The organism is Pseudomonas sp. BP11-1-1 (assembly GCF_052112105.1).
GTDB lineage: Bacteria > Pseudomonadota > Gammaproteobacteria > Pseudomonadales > Pseudomonadaceae > Aquipseudomonas > Aquipseudomonas alvandae.
Genome location: NZ_JAUTYU010000002.1, coordinates 391,643 through 411,085 on the forward strand (window position 1 = coordinate 391,643; position 19,443 = coordinate 411,085).

General features: G+C 63.7%; 25 protein-coding genes. 8 read left to right on the forward strand and 17 right to left on the reverse strand.

Going from position 1 to position 19,443, the window contains the following annotated elements; translation table 11 throughout:
- Window positions 1-4 precede the first annotated feature (4 nt).
- The 4 genes from sctS to Q7C33_RS05385 all read left to right on the forward strand — a co-directional run bounded on the left by sctS (window position 5) and on the right by Q7C33_RS05385 (window position 2,799).
- Window positions 5-259: a type III secretion system export apparatus subunit SctS gene (gene sctS, locus Q7C33_RS05370; RefSeq protein ID WP_030138405.1), complete on the forward strand. Its 255-nt coding sequence runs from the start codon at window positions 5-7 to the stop codon at window positions 257-259.
- Window positions 259-1,056 (forward strand): type III secretion system export apparatus subunit SctT, encoded by a 798-nt coding sequence (gene sctT / locus Q7C33_RS05375; RefSeq protein WP_030138404.1) that lies wholly within the window; start codon window positions 259-261, stop codon window positions 1,054-1,056. The genes sctS and sctT overlap by 1 nt, the downstream gene beginning before the upstream one ends.
- 15 nt (window positions 1,057-1,071) lie before the next feature.
- Window positions 1,072-2,172 (forward strand): type III secretion system export apparatus subunit SctU, encoded by a 1,101-nt coding sequence (gene sctU, locus Q7C33_RS05380; protein WP_407682954.1) that lies wholly within the window; start codon window positions 1,072-1,074, stop codon window positions 2,170-2,172.
- A 117-nt stretch (window positions 2,173-2,289) separates the two neighbouring features.
- Window positions 2,290-2,799, forward strand: a complete 510-nt coding sequence (locus tag Q7C33_RS05385) for a type III effector (RefSeq protein ID WP_407682955.1) — start codon at window positions 2,290-2,292, stop codon at window positions 2,797-2,799.
- A gap of 129 nt (window positions 2,800-2,928) precedes the next feature.
- Here Q7C33_RS05385 and Q7C33_RS05390 read toward each other — a convergent pair whose 3' ends face one another.
- The 14 genes from Q7C33_RS05390 to Q7C33_RS05455 form a co-directional block, all read right to left on the reverse strand.
- Window positions 2,929-3,378, reverse strand: coding sequence for a type III secretion system chaperone (locus Q7C33_RS05390; RefSeq protein WP_407682956.1), 450 nt, complete (start codon window positions 3,376-3,378; stop codon window positions 2,929-2,931).
- Between the two features lie 50 nt (window positions 3,379-3,428).
- Window positions 3,429-3,806, reverse strand: coding sequence for a hypothetical protein (locus tag Q7C33_RS05395; protein WP_407682957.1), 378 nt, complete (start codon window positions 3,804-3,806; stop codon window positions 3,429-3,431).
- A 6-nt stretch (window positions 3,807-3,812) separates the two neighbouring features.
- Window positions 3,813-4,010 carry an HrpT family type III secretion system protein gene (gene hrpT, locus Q7C33_RS05400; protein WP_407682958.1) on the reverse strand — a complete coding sequence of 66 codons (198 nt, stop codon included), beginning with the start codon at window positions 4,008-4,010 and terminating at the stop codon, window positions 3,813-3,815.
- Window positions 4,011-4,018: 8 nt separating this feature from the next.
- Window positions 4,019-6,169 carry a type III secretion system outer membrane ring subunit SctC gene (sctC, locus tag Q7C33_RS05405; RefSeq protein ID WP_407682959.1) on the reverse strand — a complete coding sequence of 717 codons (2,151 nt, stop codon included), beginning with the start codon at window positions 6,167-6,169 and terminating at the stop codon, window positions 4,019-4,021.
- Window positions 6,162-6,587: a type III secretion system chaperone gene (locus Q7C33_RS05410; protein WP_407682960.1), complete on the reverse strand. Its 426-nt coding sequence runs from the start codon at window positions 6,585-6,587 to the stop codon at window positions 6,162-6,164. Before Q7C33_RS05410 ends, sctC begins: the two co-directional genes overlap by 8 nt.
- Complete coding sequence (locus tag Q7C33_RS05415) at window positions 6,574-6,798, reverse strand: type III secretion protein (protein WP_030138396.1); 225 nt, start codon at window positions 6,796-6,798, stop codon at window positions 6,574-6,576. The genes Q7C33_RS05410 and Q7C33_RS05415 overlap by 14 nt, the downstream gene beginning before the upstream one ends.
- Window positions 6,799-7,090: 292 nt before the next feature.
- Window positions 7,091-7,672 carry a type III secretion system stator protein SctL gene (gene sctL, locus Q7C33_RS05420; RefSeq protein ID WP_407682961.1) on the reverse strand — a complete coding sequence of 194 codons (582 nt, stop codon included), beginning with the start codon at window positions 7,670-7,672 and terminating at the stop codon, window positions 7,091-7,093.
- Window positions 7,650-8,237 carry a hypothetical protein gene (locus Q7C33_RS05425; RefSeq protein ID WP_407682962.1) on the reverse strand — a complete coding sequence of 196 codons (588 nt, stop codon included), beginning with the start codon at window positions 8,235-8,237 and terminating at the stop codon, window positions 7,650-7,652. Before Q7C33_RS05425 ends, sctL begins: the two co-directional genes overlap by 23 nt.
- Window positions 8,234-9,109, reverse strand: coding sequence for a type III secretion system inner membrane ring lipoprotein SctJ (gene sctJ, locus Q7C33_RS05430; protein ID WP_198796905.1), 876 nt, complete (start codon window positions 9,107-9,109; stop codon window positions 8,234-8,236). The genes Q7C33_RS05425 and sctJ overlap by 4 nt, the downstream gene beginning before the upstream one ends.
- Before the next feature lie 13 nt (window positions 9,110-9,122).
- Entirely contained in the window at window positions 9,123-9,497 is a 375-nt protein-coding gene (sctI, locus tag Q7C33_RS05435; RefSeq protein ID WP_030138392.1) for a type III secretion system inner rod subunit SctI, read from the reverse strand.
- 27 nt (window positions 9,498-9,524) lie between these two features.
- Window positions 9,525-10,454, reverse strand: coding sequence for a type III secretion protein (locus Q7C33_RS05440; RefSeq protein ID WP_407682963.1), 930 nt, complete (start codon window positions 10,452-10,454; stop codon window positions 9,525-9,527).
- A 58-nt stretch (window positions 10,455-10,512) separates the two neighbouring features.
- On the reverse strand, window positions 10,513-10,722 hold the full coding sequence (locus tag Q7C33_RS05445; protein WP_030138390.1) for a hypothetical protein: 210 nt from the start codon (window positions 10,720-10,722) through the stop codon (window positions 10,513-10,515).
- A 92-nt stretch (window positions 10,723-10,814) separates the two neighbouring features.
- Window positions 10,815-11,738: a sigma 54-interacting transcriptional regulator gene (locus tag Q7C33_RS05450; RefSeq protein ID WP_407682964.1), complete on the reverse strand. Its 924-nt coding sequence runs from the start codon at window positions 11,736-11,738 to the stop codon at window positions 10,815-10,817.
- 404 nt (window positions 11,739-12,142) lie between these two features.
- Window positions 12,143-12,718 carry a DUF6436 domain-containing protein gene (locus Q7C33_RS05455; protein ID WP_030138388.1) on the reverse strand — a complete coding sequence of 192 codons (576 nt, stop codon included), beginning with the start codon at window positions 12,716-12,718 and terminating at the stop codon, window positions 12,143-12,145.
- A gap of 107 nt (window positions 12,719-12,825) precedes the next feature.
- Here Q7C33_RS05455 and Q7C33_RS05460 point away from each other — a divergent pair, with 107 nt between their 5' ends.
- Window positions 12,826-13,773, forward strand: coding sequence for an alpha/beta hydrolase (locus Q7C33_RS05460; RefSeq protein WP_323155914.1), 948 nt, complete (start codon window positions 12,826-12,828; stop codon window positions 13,771-13,773).
- A gap of 96 nt (window positions 13,774-13,869) precedes the next feature.
- Here Q7C33_RS05460 and Q7C33_RS05465 read toward each other — a convergent pair whose 3' ends face one another.
- Window positions 13,870-14,613, reverse strand: coding sequence for a DUF2059 domain-containing protein (locus Q7C33_RS05465; protein WP_030138386.1), 744 nt, complete (start codon window positions 14,611-14,613; stop codon window positions 13,870-13,872).
- Window positions 14,614-14,753: 140 nt separating this feature from the next.
- Between Q7C33_RS05465 and Q7C33_RS05470 the strand changes: the two genes are divergently transcribed.
- Both Q7C33_RS05470 and Q7C33_RS05475 read left to right on the forward strand, forming a co-directional pair.
- The gene (locus Q7C33_RS05470; RefSeq protein ID WP_407682965.1) at window positions 14,754-15,386 is read left to right on the forward strand and encodes a 2OG-Fe(II) oxygenase; all 633 of its coding nucleotides are present in this window, start codon (window positions 14,754-14,756) and stop codon (window positions 15,384-15,386) included.
- A gap of 2 nt (window positions 15,387-15,388) precedes the next feature.
- On the forward strand, window positions 15,389-15,880 hold the full coding sequence (locus Q7C33_RS05475) for a DUF523 domain-containing protein (RefSeq protein WP_407682966.1): 492 nt from the start codon (window positions 15,389-15,391) through the stop codon (window positions 15,878-15,880).
- Between the two features lie 166 nt (window positions 15,881-16,046).
- On the opposite strand, the gene Q7C33_RS05480 is transcribed toward Q7C33_RS05475, so the two are convergent.
- Together Q7C33_RS05480 and Q7C33_RS05485 are read right to left on the reverse strand one after the other, a co-directional pair.
- Window positions 16,047-17,420, reverse strand: a complete 1,374-nt coding sequence (locus Q7C33_RS05480) for a GTPase/DUF3482 domain-containing protein (protein ID WP_407682967.1) — start codon at window positions 17,418-17,420, stop codon at window positions 16,047-16,049.
- On the reverse strand, window positions 17,413-18,780 hold the full coding sequence (locus tag Q7C33_RS05485) for a DUF2868 domain-containing protein (protein WP_407682968.1): 1,368 nt from the start codon (window positions 18,778-18,780) through the stop codon (window positions 17,413-17,415). Before Q7C33_RS05485 ends, Q7C33_RS05480 begins: the two co-directional genes overlap by 8 nt.
- A gap of 77 nt (window positions 18,781-18,857) precedes the next feature.
- On the opposite strand from Q7C33_RS05485, the gene Q7C33_RS05490 reads away from it, so the two are divergent.
- Entirely contained in the window at window positions 18,858-19,370 is a 513-nt protein-coding gene (locus Q7C33_RS05490; RefSeq protein WP_407682969.1) for a dihydrofolate reductase, read from the forward strand.
- The last annotated feature ends 73 nt before the right edge of the window (window positions 19,371-19,443 follow it).

Below are 19,443 nucleotides of genomic sequence, written 5' to 3' on the forward strand. Positions count from 1 at the left end.
TGCGATGGACGCGTTGACGTTGTTCAAGGAAGGCATGCTGTTGGTGGTGCTGCTATCCGCGCCGCCCTTGATCGTCGCGGTGATCGTTGGCGTGCTGACCTCCCTGGTGCAGGCGTTGATGCAGATCCAGGACCAGACCTTGCCGTTCGGGATCAAGCTGGTGGCGGTGGGACTGACCTTGCTGGTCACCGGTCGCTGGATTGGCGGCGAGCTGCTGGGGCTGTTGCGCCGGGCATTTGAAATGATGGCCAGCACCTGATGACGGCCCAGGCGTTCGTCCCGTATTTCGACTTGCTGCTGTCGATCGCCCTCGGCATGGCGCGCATTTATCCGGTGGCGTACCTGGTCCCGGTGTTCTGCTTCCAGCATCTGCGAGGCTTGCCGCGCCATGCCGTGGTGTTCGCCCTGGGCATGTTGCCCGCGCCGGGTATTCGCCAGGCGTTGATTGACGCACAGGCCGACTGGCTGACCCTCGGCGGGCTGATGTTCAAGGAGGTGCTGCTGGGCCTGCTGCTCGGTGTGCTGCTGGCGATGCCGTTCTGGCTCTACGAATCGGTGGGGGCCTTGCTCGACAACCAGCGCGGCGCGCTCATCGGCGGGCAATTGAACCCGGCCCTCGGCACGGATACGACGCCCTTGGGCCATCTGTTCAAGGAAATGACCATCCTGTTGCTGGTCGCCACCTTGGGCATCGGCACGTTGACCCAGGTGATCTGGGACAGCTACCTGGTGTGGTCGCCCACGGTCTGGTTCCCGTTGCCCGGCGCGGATGGCTTTGGGGTGTTTCTCGGGCTGCTCGGTGAAATGTTCATGCACATGATGCTCTACGCCGCGCCCTTCATCGGCTTGCTGTTGCTGGTGGAGTTCGCCCTGGCCTTGCTCAGCCTGTACAGCCCGCAATTGCAGGTGTTCGTCCTCGCCATGCCGGCCAAGAGCCTGGTCGGCCTGGGCTTCCTGCTGTTCTACCTGCCCACGTTGTGGGACGCGATGACCGGCCGTCTCAGCCGATACGGGGAAATCCGCCATCTGCTGCATCTGTTGATACCGGCGCCCTGAAGGAGGGGCTCGTTCATGAGCGAAGACAGCGGCGAAAAGACCAAGCAGGCGACACCGAAGAAAATCCGCGATGCGCGCAAGAAGGGTCAGGTCGGGCAGAGCCAGGATTTGAGCAGCCTGCTGGTGCTCACGGCAATCACCGAAGTGGCGTTGACCCAGGCCGACAGCAGCATGCAGGCGCTGGGCGACATGGTCGCGTTCCCGCTGCACCGGCTCGATGGTGACTTTGTCCGTGCCTTCGAGGAAACCCTGGCCCGCGCCGGCGGGGTGTTGCTCAACTCCACCTTGATGACCGTGGGGTTGGCCATTGCCACGCGGCTGATCGCCGGTTGGGTACAGTTTGGCTTCCTGTTCGCGCCCGAGGCCCTTCAACCTGATCCGAACCGTCTGAATCCGCTGAACCAGGCCCAGCAGATGTTCTCCGCCCAGGCGCTGATCCAATTGTTCATGGGCCTGGTCAAGGCAGTGTTCATCGCCAGCGTGCTTTACCTGGTGACGATGCCGGCCCTCGGCTCGTTGATCAGCCTGGTCAATGGTGACCTGAACGGGTATTGGCGCGGGCTGGCCGGCCTGTTCCGGCACATCATGCACATCTGCCTGGGCGTGTTGCTGGTGCTGGCGATCCTCGATTTCGGCCTGCAGAAATACTTCTTCGCCAAGCGCCTGCGCATGAGCGAAGAGGAGGTGCGCAAAGAGTTCAAGGAAATGGAAGGCGACCCCCACGTCAAGATGCACCGCCGCAGCCTGGCCCGACAGTTGATCGACCAGCCCGCCAGCCAGGAAACCAAGCCGGTGGAGGAAGCCGACATGTTGGTGGTCAACCCGACTCACTATGCCGTCGCGTTGTTCTATCGTCCCGAGCAGACGCCGTTGCCGCAGTTGATCACCAAAGGTGTCGATGCCGATGCCCGCGCGCTGATCGAGCGGGCCAAGGCTGCGCGCGTCCCGGTGATCCAGTGCATCTGGCTGGCGCGAACGATCTACCGCGAAGACGTTGGCGGTTATATCCCGAGGGAAACGCTCCAGGCCGTCGCGCACATCTATCGGGTCCTGCGCGAGCTGGACGACGAGGCCAAGGGCGAGGTGATCGAAATTCCGGAATTGAACCTGCGTTGAGGCCGATGGAACCGATGCATACGCGGGTGCCACTCAGGTAGTGAGTCGGACTCGCCCGGGCGATGCCGGCTTGCCAACCGTGCGCATTGCACGCCCATCGACTCGAGGAGATTTTCCATGCCTGAACCCAATCCGCTGTCCATAAGGGGCACCGGTGCCCTGCATGGCGCCGAAGGTTTGCACTCATCGCGCTCACCCTCGCTGAGCCAGCAACCTCGCGACGCCCAGCAGCGCACCGGCACCCAGAGCCTGCATGGGCTGGGACGTTCATCATCGGTCCCCCCTGCGGTGCACCAACGTGGCCGGACCCGCACTCGGGGCGCGAACCGCACGGCGGCGTCCGACGATCGGCCGCTGGATGACACGCAAAGGTCCAGCTCCACGCCACCGTCTCGCACGCCCGACTCGTTCATGAGCGAGATGGAGACCCGTCAGAAAGCGCTGATGGAAAAGCAGTTCCAGATGCAGATGGGAATGGAGGAGCGTCAGAGCACCATGGTGCTGGTCAAAAGCTCCGCCGACATGGCCAAGTTGATGAGCGATACGGTGACGGAGGTGACCAAGGGCTTCATGGACAGCGCCAGGAAAGTCATGCAGGAGGGCGGTGAAGCGATGAAGCTTCGGTAAGGACCGCAATGGCCCAGCAGAAACACCCCGTGGCGAGGGAGCTTGCTCCCGCTTGAGGGCGAAGCCCTCACAAAAAACGGGTCTGCTGCGCAGCCCAGCGGGAGCAAGCTCCCTCGCCACGTTCGTTGTCTAGACCAGCCGGGCACGGCCCGCGTTGAGCGAGGCTGGACGTGAAGCCGTGGGTGCTGCGGACGGCATCCAGCGTGTACGCACCTCGCCGACCTGGCCGATGAAACCCACGACCCAATGGCAGAACTGCGCTTCATCGAGCATCGACAATGGGCAGTGGGCACACAAGCGAACGCTGCCCTTGTCGTCCAGGGCCAGCCAACTGCCGGCGAGCAAGTCCAATCGAAAGTTGAGCTCCAGCAAGCGCTTGTGCAGGCCGGGCATATGGGCTGGCACGTCGACCGCGCAGTGGAGGATGGCGAGATCGCCATGTTCGGGCAGCTCGATGACCACGGCTTCGCGGTTGCTCGCGTCATACAACGCACAGACGCCGCCCTCCAGCTGAAGGTCCGCATTCAAGTGTTCCGCTAGGGCCGCGATCAGGCGCTGGGCGATGGGTGGAGCGGTCATGGAAAATCTCCTCAACAAAAAATCATGAACCCCTGTGGCCAGGCAGCTCGTTAATAAGCCACCGAATAATCATCGAGGTCTTCCAGGCCCAGCAGCGCCAACTGCCGGGACTGGATCTCGTCGAGCATTTGCGACGATATCGGTGATTCCGGCAGGGCCTGCCAAACCACCAATGCGCGCTGCGGATCAAGAAACAGGAACAGCTGCGCGTAGTCTGCCGGCTGGGCGAAACGTCGCTCGAGCGCGTGCTGCATCTGGTTCGCCCGCAGCGCCTGGCTGTGCACTTGCAAGGCCAGCCCCACGCTGTGGGGTTCACGTCGCAGGCAGAACTCGATGCCCGGGGCAATTTCCCAATACGTCGCGATGCCGGCGATGATGTTTTTCTGAAAAGCCTGGCGCGTGCTTACGCTGTGTACCGAAAAAGACATACCGTTTCAGTTCTCCAGTGGAACGACCGTGTGGTCGAGCGGGTGTTCAGGTGAACCCAGGCCGCCGCGCATGCCCGGCGACCACCAGATCACCAGCCGGCCGGTATCGGGTTCGGCGCGGTCGCAGGCATCGCCCTGGCAGCCCCAGCGGCTTGCGCAGCCGGCAAACACCGGCAGGCTCAGCAATAAGATGAGTAGCTTCAACGTGCGACTCATGGCGTGGTCCTCGCACTGGTTTGCAGGAGAGAAGAGCGTCCGCCGCCTGGCGTGCGCTTGGGTTGTTTCATGACGACGAAGACTTCCGTTTCTTCGCCCGGCTCAAGCCACACCTTCGGCCAGGCGGAAGCCGCCAGGGTCCAACGGGTGCTGCAGCTCGCCTCGTCGAAGCGCAGCCGATGACTGCCCTCGTTGCGCACCACGCCCACGGCGATTCCGTAGTCGGGGCCGGCGAACCATTGGGCTCTCGTGGCGTCCAGGGACAAGCCAGGCTGCAACGCACACAGCGTGTCGGGTGAATAGGGGATCGAGGCGGCCTGCTTGAATGTCGCCGGGATATTGCCGTCGGCCAGTTGCGCGAGGACATCGCTGACCTCGACGCGACCGACGGGCCGCGTGCCGTTGCGCCGCTCTTCCAGGCGCGCCATGGCGCTGTCCACTTGTTCACGGTCGAGTGCGGAGATGTAGCGAGCCGGGTCGACCTGGTCACCGATCAGGCGGGGCGTGAGGATGAACACCCGTTCGCGGCGACTGGTCTCGCGCGTGGTCGAGGAGAACAGCAGCGGTCCGATCAGCGGGATACGCCCCAGCCACGGCACGCGCTCAAGGTTGTCCCCGGTTTCTTCGGTATGAAAGCCACCCACCACCAACGAGCGGCTTTCCCCCATCACTGCCTGGGTGCTGACCACGCCCCGGCGCACGCTGGGGGTCTGTTGCCCGACTTCCGAGGGTTCGATGCGACCGTCCTCGATGTCCAGGGACATCTGGATCTGGTTGCGGCCACCGGTTTCGATGGCGTGGGGCACGACCTGCAGGCTGGTGCCGGCCGTGATGGGCTCGACGGTGGCCACGCGTTCGCCGATGGCGGAGATGTACTCGGTCTTGCTGAAGTCGATGACCGCCGGCTGGTTTTCCAGGGTCAACACCGATGGATTGGCCACCACCGAGGCCAGGCCGCGACCTTCCAGGGCGCGCAGTTGCGCGGAGAAATCGCCGTAGTCCTGGATGAACACCGTCGAGCTGGCGCCGGGACGAATCATCGAGGCGCCGCCAATCAGGTCGCCGCTTTCAACGTTCCAGTTCGACGCCAGCTCGGCCAGTTGGGTGCGGTCGATGTCGAGGATGATCGCGTCAATCTCCACGAGCTTGCGCGGCACGTCCACATCACGAATCAGCGGTGTGTAGATCTCCCGCCGTTTGGGTGAGTCGTAGATGAGCACCGCGTTGTTGCGTACGTCGGCTTCGACGCGGATCCGGCCGCGGCCGCCGCTGCCCCCGTTCCCGCCGGGCTGCACGCGGTTGGTGTTCGGGCGGCCCATGCCGTTCAACGCCAATTGCTCGATGTTGCCCATGCTCATGGATTGCTGGGTCTGCATGTTCTGGAACGCCGCTTGGGGCGAGGCCGCCTGCATCCCGCCCGAAACGGCGCTGCGGCTTTCCAGCAAGCCTTTGAGGATGGTCGCGACCCCGGGAATCACCAGCGTATCGCCCCGGTACTTGACGCTGCGGTCGGCGGCGGTGGCGTAGCGCAGCGGGAAGCTGATCACTTCCTGCTTCTCTTCCGGTGTCTTGCGTGCTTCGGCGAACTGCGCCACCAGGCGCACGTAGCGCTCCGGGCCGGAGACCAGGACCACGCCTTCGTCGGGCAACTCGCCCCAACCGAAGCGCGGGTCCAGCAGGCCGATGTCGATCAAGGCTTGCTTCATGTCCGGTGCCGCGTCGGCGGACACTTCCAGGCGCTTGGAGTCCTGGTTCTGCAACGGGCTGACGTACAAGGTGTTGCCGTACATGAACCACTGGAAGCGATTTTCCAGGCCGAGCCGATCGAGGAACGCCTGGGGACTTTCAGCGCGCATCCGGCCGTCGACGGTGCCTTTCACGGTGCCGTCGAGCACCAGTTGCACGCCGAAGGTGTTGGCAAAATCGCCAAGTACCTTGGGCAGTGGCGTGTTCTGGGCATCGTAGGCGTACGGCGTGTTCTTCCAGTCGGTCGGTACTGCCGCCTCTGTCGGCATGCCCGCGCCCAGCGCGCCGGCCAAGGCCAGGGCGAGCAACGAGGCTTTCGTCCAACGACGCGCGATCGACCGGCGAAGAACTGCCTTGCCAGCGGACAACGGAGGGTACGGTGCAAGCCACCTGTTAGGCATGGCGGATTCCTGTTCCGAGCAAGTGAAAGTGCGAGGGACGTTGCGCGACGGCGCGTGGGCTTTTATGAAGGGCCGACTGCCAGGTGTCCCGCTGGTTGAGCAATGCTTCGAGCGTTTCGAGCAAATCGTCGAGGTGTGCGTCCTGGGCCAGGTGCGCCAGTAGCCATAACCGGTCGTCCTGGGGCGAACGGGCCAGCGCACCGGGAAACCGCGAGAGGCTTGGGTGCGCCAGCCGCAGGACGTCTTCCAGGGACGCTTCGTTGCCCAGCGCGACGTTCAACTCGACCGACACCAGCAAGCCGGCTTCGAGCGTGTTGAAAACCGCTTCGCCATCGTCGACGACAAGGGCGAAATGCTCGGGGCCATCGACGCTGGCGCGCCAGCGGGCGAGCTGTGTGCGCAGCTCATGGCATTGCATCGATGATCGCCTTGGCGAGGTTGTGGTGGGCGGTGGTCTGTTGAGTGGCCGCATTCACCGCGACCGACATGCCGTTCATGCTGGTGAAGAACGAATGCATGTCGTCCAGCGATTGGCTCTCTGCGGCATTGATCGCCGCGTTGTTGACGTTATCGGTGGCGCGCTGGAAGTAGGTGTCGAGGCGGCGCTGCAAGGCATCGATAGAAGACATGGACGGTTCCTCCGAGATAGGCGTGTTCACCGGATGAGTGGTGGTTACGCCAGTGGCGGTTCCGCGAAAAGTGAGGAAAAGATCGAAGGGGAGGCGTGAGACTCTTCAGGGGCGCGCAATCCCCGTGGCGAGGGAGCTTGCTCCCGCTGGTTTTGTAGGAGCTGCCGAGCGAAGCGAGGCTGCGATCTTTTCACTACTCATTGAAGCTTGAGCAAAAGATCAAAGATCGCAGGCTTCGCCAGCTCCTACAGAGCCGAGCGGGAGCAAGCTCCCTCGCCACGGGGGCGTGGTGCTACCGCTGCGGTTCAGGCAGGCGCAACGCGTTGACGGCTGTTTCCCAATCGAGCAGGAACGTCCCCCCCGGCGTTTCCAGCTTCAGCTGGTGAACCTCCAGGTTGGCGTCCGCGACGGGCGTCCAGGGACGTTCGCCTGCCGCGCCCAGGCTTTGCGCCAGGCGCGTCAGGTCATCGGGATGACAGCGAAGGGTGGCCTCGATCGGGTCGTCCTGGCGGGCCGCCAACTGACGCACGAGCGCATCGATCCGTGCCTGCTCCGGGACATCGTCCAGTAGCGTCCCCAGGGCCTCGTTGACCAGCTGCGCGGCGCTGGTCTCGATCCGTTCCCACATGGCCTGGCGCTGGCTTTCCCAAGCGGCGAGCACGGTTTCGGCGTTCTCCCAGAATCGCGCTTGAGCCTCGATCACCGCGGCGTCGGCCTGCTCGGCGGCGCGTGCGATCAACTGCGCGGCCTGTGCCTGGGCATGCTCGAGTACGGCCTGGGCACGGCCACAATCCACCAGGGTTTCGTAAGGGATGTAAGGCTGTTGCAAGCCTTGACCTTCAGGGCGTAGTTCAAGCGAGCGCCGGGCGAGCATCGTGCGTCTCCGTTTGGGTAGTCGCTGGTGCCAGGCTTTGCTCGGCTTTCCAGCAGGCGGACTGCCACAGCGTGTTGAGCTTGGCGGCGGGCGGCTGTGGGGTGGGCTGCGATTCGAGGGCGATGATCCGGCTGCGAGGAAAGGCCAGGCGCACCCGCTTCCAGGTCCGCTCTCCCAGCCAGGCGCGTAGCAGTACAAGCGAATCCTGGTCCTGTTCGAGCCAATGGCCAGGACGCAGTGCCTTGGCGGTACGCTCGCACCAAGCCTGATCCTGTGGGCAAAGCTCGGCGGATACCGTTAACGGCGAGCACGTGTTCGCCACCAATTGACAAGCAAGGTGCAGGGTTCGGGGCGTGCCGCAACACAGCGAAAGCACCGAAGGATCGGGCGGGGGTGGCATGCAAGGCGTGATGCCGAAGCGGCGCGCCAATGCGGCGTGCTGCCCTCTCGCCAAGGCGTCCATTTGTGGCGCGGTCAACAGGCGAAGCGCCGGCGGATACCAGTCCCGATCGGCCTCGCGCCACGCAAGACTCCACCAGCGAACCCAATCGAGCGTCGCGTTCATGCCGCCGTCCCGTTGTTGTCAGGCTTGGCCCCCGGGGATTTCACTGCGAACAGCGACGGTGTCGCGCCGCTCGGTTGCGGCGCCGGCGTTCCAGCCTTGCGATCGAGAAAACGCGGCAACACCAGCACGCCGTTGCGCCACAACCGATAGACGCCGTACAAGACGCCCGCCAAGAGCGCGAGCAACGTGACGCTGGCCGCAACGGTCACGGCGCGCCAATAACCGACGTCTTCGGCCTGCATGAGGAACGGTCCGAAATAGGCCATCTTGCGCCGCTCCTGATAAGCCGCGGCGGGGACGAAGACCACCGACAGCTTGGCCGGGTTCTGGGCCGCGTCGGCCATGCCGGGGATCCCGCTGGCGACCAGGTTGCGCACGCGCGGCGTGATGCTGTCGGGATCCAGGGCGCTGGTGTGCTTGATGAACACCGAGGCCGATGCCGGTTGGACCGGCTCGCCTGGCGCGACCCGTTCCGGCAGGACCACATGGACCCGGGCGAGCACCACGCCATCGATTTGCGACAGCGTCGATTCGAGCTCCTGGGACAGTGCGTAGATGTAGCGGGCGCGCTCTTCCATCGGCGTTGAAATAACCCCTTCCTTGCGGAAGATCTCCCCCAGGCTGGAGCGCGACCGGCGTGGCAGGCCGGCCGCTTCCAGCACCTGCACGGCGCTGTTCATGTCGGCCGGCTCGACCAGTACGGTCAGCCCGTCCTTGTCGACCTGCTTGCTGGCCTCGACATTCTTGTTCGCCAGTTCGGCGATCACTTCATTGGCATCCTGCTCGGAGAGATGACTGTGCAGCGCGGTCCTTTCGTCGCAACCGGCGAGCAACAGGCACAGCACTAGAGATGAGAATGCGCGCATGAACATGACCGGCTTCCCTTTACTGGAGATTGGTGAGCTTCTCGATGGCCTGGGAGCCCTTGCTGACGATCTTCGCGGTCATCAGGCTCTCCAGGTGGAAGGACGACAGCGACCGGTTCGACTGCAACATGTCTTGCGGATCGGCGGTGCGGATGGCCTTGAGCATGTCGCGGTTGGCGCGATCATCCAGCCGCTGCAATTCGCCGGAGCGGCTGGACAGCGAATCGATGATCCTCGCCGCGACATTGTTTTCGCTGTCGGGGACTGGGGGCTTCTCGTGCATTTGCGCGTTGAACCAGCTGACATCGCTGGTCTCGGCTCGCGCGTGGGGGCTGCCGCCAGGCTTGGCAGCGGTGGAGGCAACGCTGGTCGTGTCGAGGGCTTGGATGGTCATGGATTTTCTCCAATTTCAGGGTGGGCTTCAGGCGTACATCAGCTTCAAGACGTTGCGAGCGCTACCGGTGACGCTCAGGTGAAACTCGACTTCTTCCCGGCTGCGTCGGCCGCGCCGCATCATCGGGGTGTGCTGGCCGGACAGGCGGGCGAGGGCGAGGTCCAATTCTTCCAGGGCAAGTTGGACCAACCGGGTTTCGCGAGCATCCAGGGACGCACCGCAAGCAACGCGTTCGGTCCATGTCCACTGCCCTGCATCGGGGCCTGTTGGTGATGGATAGCGCGTCGGGTGTTGGTCCATGAATCGTGCGACTTCGAACAGCAGGTCCAGGTCCTCTGGTTCATAGCGCGCCTGCCGTTCCTCTTCGTCGATGTCCAGCAGCGTCAGCAATTTCCTCCGGCCCAGGACCGCGATGATCTGCAGCAGCAGCGACAGGCTCGTGTCATGACGACTGCGCCGCGTGGCGTGTTCGCCCTCCATCTCCCAGGCGCCGAACAGCGCGCCACAGAACGGGTTGTTGGCGTTGCCGAAGTCGCTCTGGCTGTCGACATCGTTGTCGCCGATGGGCTGCCGGCGATGGGCGAGCATCTGCGCCAGGTCGTTGAACAGGTCTTCGTTGGAATAGGCGTCATCGATGTCCACGTCGAGCGTGGAGCCGGTGCCACCGTTGATCTCTTCAAGAATGTCTTCGAGCACCAGGTGCAGAGGCGCTTCGGTCTCTGCCGCCAGTCTGTCCTGTGGGCTGGGCAGGCCTGGCCGGGACTGGCCGCCTGTCGAGCCGTGCTCACTGCCCCATTGCACGAGCGATTCGCGCAGCCGATTGCCCGCACCCGGCTGTGCCAGATGTTCGGCGAGCAGATTCGCCAGGCCCGCCGAGGTCGAGGTGGGGCGCTGCGTCGTGTCGTCGCGGGGCAAGTCCCTGGGAGCGTGAAGGCTGTCGGGCGTATGGATCTGCATAGGGCCTCCTCTCATCGCACGTGAGGTTCCCCGCCGGAGCGGGGCTGGAGCGAGAGGGTCAGAATCGTATGTTTTTCGACGCCTCCCCCATGGCGGTGATGGCCTTGGTCGCGCTGTCCATCGACTCCGCTGAAATGGCATTCATGGTGTCGGCGACCAGTTTTTTCTGGTCGAATTGGGATTTCATGGTCGTCATCGCCGCCGACGTGGCGTCCATCTGCTGCATGGCAGCCATGGAGGCGGCGAGAGAAGCTCCACCGAAACTCATAGTCGTATCTCCGGATTGTGGAATGGCGAGACGATCGTGAACGTCTCGACGGTTAAGTGGCGACCGCTACGCAAACGGTTCCACCGATCCACTCAACTCGAGGAGATTTGCAGGCACTTCATCCGGTAATACAGCGTGCGCCGGGCGATGCCCAGCTCAGCGATGACTTTGTCGATGCAGTGATGGTGACGGCGCATGCAGTCTTCGATGAGGATCTTTTCGAACTGCTGCAAGTGTTCCTTCAGCTTGAGCGTCGAGCTGTTGTGCTCCAGCTGCTCGGCGCGGGGCAGTGCCGGGAGGCCGAGCACGTAGCGCTTGGCGGCCGATTGCAACTCGCGAATGTTTCCGGGCCAGGCGTAGCCGAGCAACTGGCGCAGCAGCGCCGGCGACGGTGCGACATAGGGGCGGTCCAGCGCCTGGGCTTCGCGCCGCACGAGGGTCTGGAACAGCGGCACGATGCGCTCCTTGCGGCTGCGCAGCGGCGGCAACTTGAGGCTGATGATGTTCAGGCGAAAATAGAGATCCCGGCGAAATTCGCCGCGTTCGACCATGTCCGCCAATGGGCTTTGGGCCGAGGCGATCACTCGCATGTCCACCGGGATGTTCTGGGTCGAGCCCAGCCGCTGCACCGTCCTCGACTCCAGGACACGCAGCAGCTTGGCTTGCAGCCCCAGCGGCATGCTGTCGATTTCATCCAGGTACAGGGTGCCGTTGTGCGCGGCTTCGACGAACCCCGCGCGATTCTGGCTGGCCCCGGTGAATGCCCCGGTGTTGGCTCCGAAGAGCTGGCTCTCCGCCAGGGATTCGGGAATGGCGGCGCAGTTGATGGCGACGAATTTTCCGGAACGGCCGGACAGGCCGTGGATCTTTTCCGCCAGGGTGTCCTTGCCAGTGCCGGTTTCGCCGCGCAACAGCACATCGACCCCTAGCGGGGCCACGCACTGGGCAAACGCCTCAAGGTTGAGAGCATCCTCTTTGGTGGAAGTGGAAAGTGCAGCGCATAGCAACTTTTGCATCACTGACGATTCCATTTTTTGTTTGGTTTAGGAGGGTCGACAAGTAAAACGATGAAAAGGCGTGTACAACTTCCTCGATATATAACGCCGCCGCGCAACCGAATAGGTGATCAACATCTGCTGTACGGGTTTAGAGAAGCGTTTAAAGAAAAGTTCACGTTGCGGCGGCGGTTGTTAAACGATTCAGCTCAACGGTCCGAAGGCCTCGAAAACCCCTGATCAACCCGGCTGGCCTGGGGCTTGAAGGCAAAAATGAGGCGCATCGGGCGCGCTGGGAGAAATTGGATCCGACAAACGGTTCAGCTGAAACCGTCACTTTGAGCAAGCGCTCTAAAACAGAGTAAACGCTCAACTTTGCGCGGCGAGGGTGGGCTATTGCCAATACGTATCGTAGTTTGCTTAGATCAATGCGAAGTCGACCACGGGCAATAACAGCCCACCGCGAGCGTATGGGTCGCGTTAACTTCCCGGTTAACACTTAGTGCTTCGAGAATCGGTTCGATAAAGCTGTTGCTCGAGTTGCACGTCAGGCCCTCGCTGTAAGGCCCGAAATACGCCAGCTTGCCAGCGCGGTCCCAGATCGCCACGGCGGGACTGGCAGGAATCTGCCCCGAGCCGGGCAACGCGGCCAGGGGCTTGAGGTGGGTCAGGTTGGTGGGTAGGTGCCCTTGGCTGCCGGTTTTCTGAACCGCATAGAACTCGACCCCTTGGGCTGCGTATTTGTCGATCAGCTCGGAAAGGTGCTGCTGGTTGCCGACGTTGCACGGGCAGGCCGGATCCCAGAAATGCACCAGGCGGATCGCGCCGGGGCCGGCCAGGTCGGGAGGCAGGCGCAGAGGATCGCCGGAAAACACCGCGGTATGTTGGCTGAATGCCCTGAGGAAGCGCCCCTGGAACCAGTCGTAGGCGAACCACAGCACGGCGGCGCACCCGAGGGCGATGAGGCTGGCAAGCAAGGTCGTGCGGTGGGACGAGCGCATGGAGTCGATCCTCTGAAGCGGCGTAGCTTGCCATGCCTGGCGCGACAGATGAATATCGCAGGCTCATAAAGCCTGTTTCGCGCGATGCGCTTTTGCCTGGACTCTTGATGCCTGCCTCTTTCGACCCCGATCAACTGCGCGCCAGCCTGCAACCGCTGGCGCAATGGCAGCCCCTTTCTGCGCAAGCGCAGGCTTATCAGCGCTTCTATGGGCTGGATTTCCCGACACGTACCTTGCGCCGAGGCCTGGGACGGTTCGAGCGCGCCGGGTATGAGTTGGTAGGCCAGGTGTGGTGGCCGGAAAAAGCCGTGGCGACCTTGTTCCTCTTTCACGGTTATTACGACCATATGGGGTTGTATCGGCATCTGATCGAGTGGGCTCTGGACCAGCAATTCGTGGTCATCAGTTGCGATCTGCCGGGCCATGGCCTGTCGGGTGGAGAGCGCGCCAGCATTGGCGATTTCGCCGACTACCAGGCAACGCTGCAAGGCCTGCTGGCTGAGGCCGGAACGCTGGATTTGCCGCAACCCTGGCACCTGTGCGGACAAAGCACCGGCGGGGCGATCGTGGTGGACCATGTGCTCAACCAGGGCGCGCAAAGTCCGGCCCAGGGCCAGGTCATCCTGTTGTCGCCCTTGGTGCGACCTCGGGCCTGGGGCTGGTCACGCCTCAGTTATTACCTGCTCAAGCCGTTCGTGACCGGCATTGCCCGGCGCTTCAGCGAGAACTCCACCGATCCGGATTTCCTGCCATTCCTGCAAGCCGACCCACTGCAACCGCTGCGCCTGCCCACCGCGTGGGTCGGCGCGCTGGCGCAATGGATCAAGCGTATCGAGGCGGCGCCGAGCAGCTCGCGCCAGCCGCTGATCGTGCAGGGGCAGGCGGACATGACCGTGGATTGGCGGCATAACCTGCAGGTGTTGCGCGGTAAGTTCGACCGGCCGCAAGTGTTGATGCTGCCCGAAGGACGGCATCACTTGGCGAACGAGGCGCTGGAGATTCGGCAGGAGATGTTTGGGTTCTTGACCAAGCGGATGAGCCGGGATCGGCGGTGACTGGGCTACCGTCAATCGCGAGCAAGCTCGCTCCCACAATGGAACTGTGCATTCAGTCCCTGTGGGAGCGAGCTTGCTCGCGATAGCGATGCTGAACTACTGCCCCAGGTTCTGCCCCACCGCCAACCCCGCCCGAATCGCCGCCAAGGCGGCTTGGTAATACGCCTGTCCCTCGGCCGACTCGGCGAAGGTGGCGAACTCTTCCAGCTCGGTGTCGCTCAGGTCGCGGTAGACGTACAGCAGCGTGTTGTTCAGGTCTGCGCCGATCTGGTCCATCAGGCGCTGGCGCTGGCCGTTCAGCATGCCTTGGGCCTGGCCGCCGCCCAGCAGGCCGGGAATCATCGAGCTCAGGCTGTCGGCGGCCACGCCGGCGATCGCCAGGCTGACTTCGGCACCCGCTTCACGGGCGGGCAGCGCCTGGGCCAGGTGGCCGATGATCAGCAGGCGGTTGTCGCTGGCTTGCATCTTCGGCAGGCCCTTGGCGTTCTTCGCCAATTGATCGCGGCGAGTGGCAAGCAGTTCGGCGGCGACGACTTTACGGCCCAGCGGCGTCTGGAAAAAGCTCAGGGCCGGGTTCGGGTCGGCCAGTTTCTTGCGCAGTTGGGCCTCGGCCCGTTGATCCATGGCCTGGGGCGCGAAACGCTGATTGCTGTTGTTCACCAGCGCCTGGAACACCGCCGGCGGCAGGCTGCTCTGGTAACGCTGCTGCGCGGCGCTCAAGGCGTCATTGAAATGCGCCCGTTGTTCCGGCCAGCCGGCGACCTTGTACAACTGGTCGTAGCTGTCTGCCCAGGCGGGCAAAACGCAGAACATCAACAGTGAGAAAAGCAAACGGCGCATAGGGACTCCTGTCAGCAGCGGACTATTCTCCGTGGGGTACGGGAACTTGTCGAGAATTCGTATCAAGTTCGTACGGCGGTGCTACCTGGCGTGGCTGATCTGCTGCGCGGCGCTGTCGGTTTTGCAGGCACAGGAATACTATGCGCGCCATGCAAATACCTTCTGATCATCCGTTGCTGTTACGTATCGTCGACGACCTGGCCGAGCGCGGCTGGTCGCAGCAGAACATCTTCCTGCCGGATGCGCTGACGCGTGCCCTGGCGGCTGAATGCCGCCAGCGCGCCGTTGAAGGCGAACTGGCCCCGGCCGCCGTCGGGCGCGGGCCGTTTTCCGAGATTCGAGAGGGTATTCGGGGTGATCGCATCCAGTGGATCGAGCCTGGCCAGGTCGACGCCTGCGATCGTTACCTGGCGCTGATGGACAGCCTGCGCGAGGCCTTGAACCGTGGGCTGTTCCTGGGCCTGGAGGATTTCGAAAGCCACTTTGCCCTGTATCCGCCGGGTGCGCTCTATCTCAAGCACGTCGACCGATTCCGGGATGATGACCGGCGCATGGTTTCGGCGGTGCTCTATCTCAACGACGCCTGGTTGCCGGAACACGGTGGTCAATTGCGCATGTACCTGGATGACGGCGTGGAGCATGACGTGGTGCCCACGGGCGGCTGCCTGGTGGTGTTTCTCTCCGGGGACATTCCCCATGAAGTCCTGCCGGCCACCCGTGATCGCCTGTCGTTGACCGGTTGGTTCCGGCGTCGCGGCAACGAGTTGTTCTGAACATGGAAAAAATCCTCGTCAGCCGCTGCTTGCTCGGTCACCGCGTACGCTACGACGGTGGCGCCAGTGGCCCGTTCGATCAGCTCCGGCAATGGCTCGACGAGGGTCGGGTCGTGCCGCTGTGCCCGGAAGTCGCCGGCGGCTTGCCCACGCCTCGGGCGGCTGCGGAGATTCCCGGTGGGCAGGGTGCGCAGGTGCTCGATGGCGACGCGGCGGTGATTACCACCGACGGCGAGGACGTGACCGTGCAGTTTCTGTCCGGTGCGCATCAGGCATTGGACCTGGTGCGTGAACACGGCATCCGGATCGCTGTGCTCAAGGCCAACAGCCCGTCTTGCGGCAACCTGCTGACCTATGACGGCACGTTCAGTGGTGTGAAAGTCAGTGGCGAAGGCGTGACGGCGGCGTTGCTCAAGCGGCATGGCGTACGGGTGTTCAATGAACTTGAATTGGCGGAAGCGGCTTCGACGCTAAAAGCGTTGGCCGCAAAATAATTGCGGCGAATCGCTTTTTTGTGGCGAGGGGATTTATCCCCGCTGGGGTGCGAAGCGCCCCCAAAAAATATCGGCCGCAGCAGCGCATCCAATGGAAAGCCGGGGCCGCTACGCGACCCAGCGGGGATAAATCCCCTCGCCACAGAGGAAGGCTTAGGCTGGTGGGCTAGAGCTGCTCGGCCAATTGCTCGATCTGCTCTTGTCGCTCGGCCTGGCTCAATCGCGGGTTGGCATTGAGCGACGACCACTGCGGATACGCCCGGGCCTTGGCCAACGCCTCGGGCAGCTTGCCCTCGCGCCAGGTCTTGTCCTGGGGTGTGGCGATGCGGATGCTGTCCATCGCCGCATGGCCGCGCTGGTTGATCGCTTGCAGCAATTGCCGTTGGCGCAAGGCCAGCAGGCGCAGCACGCCGTCGTCCACGGTCAGTTCACGCTGGCCCTTGAGCTTGCCCATCAACCGGTTGCCATAACTGCGGGCTGTTTGCAGCGCACCGCCAGCAATCGCCCCGGCCAGGGCGGCCGCGCCAAGGGTCAGCCCGCCCACCAGCAAATCCACGCCTGCACCAGCCGCTGCACCCGCCGCGATCCCGCCGCCGACGCGTACACCGAGTTGCTTGAGGGTATCGGGATTGAACAAGTCGTCGCCCCAGCGGCCATCCAGCAGCGGCAAGTCGCCAGTCGCGGCGTCCTCGGGGCGGAAGGCGTAGAGCTTGAGCAGCGCTTCGACGCAGCGCTGCTCACGCTGGCGAACGGCGTCGCGCAATTGGCTGATGGCTTGGTGCTCCAGATTGGCATCGCTGGCAACGCTGCGTCGGCAGGCGGCGCAGTCGATCAGCAGTTCAGCGATCAGGCGCTTTGCACTCTGCTGGCGCGCCTGGCGCTGGGCCTGTTGATCGGTGATCAGCCGCTCCAGTTGTTCGCGCGCGCTTTCCAGCAACAGCGCCAGGCTTTCATACAGGCGTCGTTCGCCATCTTCCGGTGGGGCGACGCTGTCGAAGCGCACCAACGCATGCAGCCCCAATCGCGCCAGGGCTTCGCGCCACTCAGGCTCGCGATGCTGGGCGCTGCTGACGAAGTTGAGCACTGGCAGCAACGGTTTGCCGCAACTGGCGAGGACTTCCAATTCATCACGGTACTTGGCCAGCACGGGCTCGCGGGCATCGATGACATACAGCCCGGCATCGCTGGCGAGCAATTGCCGCAGCACCTTGGCTTCCTGTTCGAAGCGTTGCCGAGCCTCGCTGCCGTCGAGGAAGCGTGCAAGCCGCGCCGGGCCGTCCAGGCGTTCACCGGGACGTTCGAGACGTTCGAGGTAATCGAGCAGGGCGATGGCGTCTTCCAGCCCCGGTGTGTCGTACAGTTCCAACAGCGCCTGGCCATCCACCGACAGGCGAGCGCCCTCAACATGACGGGTGGTGCTCGGGCGGTGGGAGACCTCGCCGAAGCCGACGTCGCGGGTCAAGGTGCGCAGCAAGGAGGTCTTGCCGACATTGGTGTGGCCGACCACCGCGAGCTTCAGAGGCTTGAAGGATTCAGTCATGGCCGGTCTCCAGCCAGTTCATCGGGGCGCAGTCGGCAAACGGCAGTTGCAGCTGTTGCAGCGCGTTGTGCCAGTCTCCCAGGCGCTCGGCATCCAGGGCTTCGCCGGGCGGCGCCTGCAGCAGCCAGACACGGGTGGCGCTGGCGCTGCGGGCCAGCTCGGCAATCAACGCGAGGCTGCCGCGGTCTGGCGAGCGCCGTGGATCACAGGCAATCGCCAGGCGCGCGGGAGGAAAGCGTGACAGTTGTTCCAGGAGTTTGTGGCGAGACTCGCGGCTGTCGAGGATGCCGGCGTTTTTAACGGAATCGGGCAGCTTCGGCGGCCAGGGCCGTTCGTCCAGCTCGATCGCCACCAGCAACGCGCCGTCACTTTCCATTGCGCCGATGGTGCTGTCGATTCGGTGCAGTTGCGCGGGCGCGGCATCGTTGACCCCCAGGCGTTCGCTGCTGGGCATCAACCGCTCGCGCAACTGCGCGTAGCCAGGCAGGTTCAAGTCCAGGCGAAGGCTGGCGCGGCCACGACGCCAACGCCACAGGCACAGCAGCGCCAGGCATAGACGTGGCAGTACGCCGTAGACCAGCAGGACGCCGACCAACCAGCCGGCCCAGGCCTGGCGGGCGCTCTCGATATTCAACGCGGCGTCGCCGCTGGCGCGGATCATCTCGATGGTCGGCACGCTGAAGCCCAGCAGGGCCGGCAGTGCGCCAAGGGCCTGGGTCATGGCGACAAAGGTCTCGCCACCGAGGATGGTGGTTTCCCAGACGAAGCCATAGCGCCGGGTCGCCATCAGCAGCAAGACGATGACCAACGCGCTGAGCATCGCCAACAGCCATAAACCGTTGACCAGCACACCGAGGGCCCAGCGATTGAGCCGGTGCCGTTGCAGCAACAGCAACAGGGCTGGCGCCAGTTGGGCGGCCTTGGCGTCGCGGGCGAGTTTTTCGCTGAGCCACAGCCAAAGGCGTCCCAGCGTGGCGCCTTGTTCCCCGGCGAATATCAAGCCCAGGGCCCAGCCGATGAGCAGGAGCACGTTCAACCCCAACAGACTGCCCAAGGCCCAGAAGACATTGACCGGCGCACGCCCATCCCCGAGTGCGGCAAACCCCAGGCCGGCGCCGCTGATGATGGCGAGCACCGCCAATACCACCAGTGCCAGACGCGCCCCTTGCAGCCAATGGCGCAGGGCTTGGGTAAGGCCATCGCGGTCGGCCAGCCAGCGGGCGCGGTGGCGGATGCGGGTGGTTAAATCGCCTCCTGCCGCGCGGGCCAGGCGATTGGCTTCCTGGTCCTCGAGCGGGCCGGCGTGTTCTTCACGCAGGCGTATCGTCTCGGTCAGCCAGAGGTTCTGCAGTTCTGTCACGGGGGCTTCCGTTGCTCGAATGAGCAAAGAGCATAACCGCTGTGGCGCCGGTCCGGGCCTCTGGTATCCTCGCGGTCATGAAAAAAACACTTCCCTTAAGCCTGATCGCAGCCCTCGGTGAAAACCGTGTGATCGGCATCGACAACAGCATGCCCTGGCACTTGCCGGGGGATTTCAAATACTTCAAGGCCACCACCCTGGGCAAGCCGATCATCATGGGGCGCAAGACCTGGGACTCCCTGGGTCGGCCGTTGCCGGGTCGCTTGAACATCGTGGTCAGCCGCCAGCCGGACCTGGTTTTGGATGGCGCGGAGGTTCATTCCACGCTTGAAGCGGCGGTGGAGCGGGCCGAGGCCTGGGCGTTGGAACAGGGGGTGGGCGAGCTGATGCTGATCGGCGGGGCCCAGCTCTATGCGCAGGCGCTGGACCAGGCTGATCGGCTGTACCTGACCCGCGTGGCGCTGAGCCCGGAAGGGGATGCGTGGTTCCCGGCGTTTGATTCGAGCCTATGGACGCTGGTGTCGAACCAGCCGAATCCGGCTGAAGGGGACAAGCCGGCCTACAGTTTCGAAGTCTGGGAAAAGCGCTAAAAGCATCGCGAGCAAGCTCGCTCCCACATTGGATTTTTGGCGAACATGAAATTTGTGTTCAGTGCTGATCCCT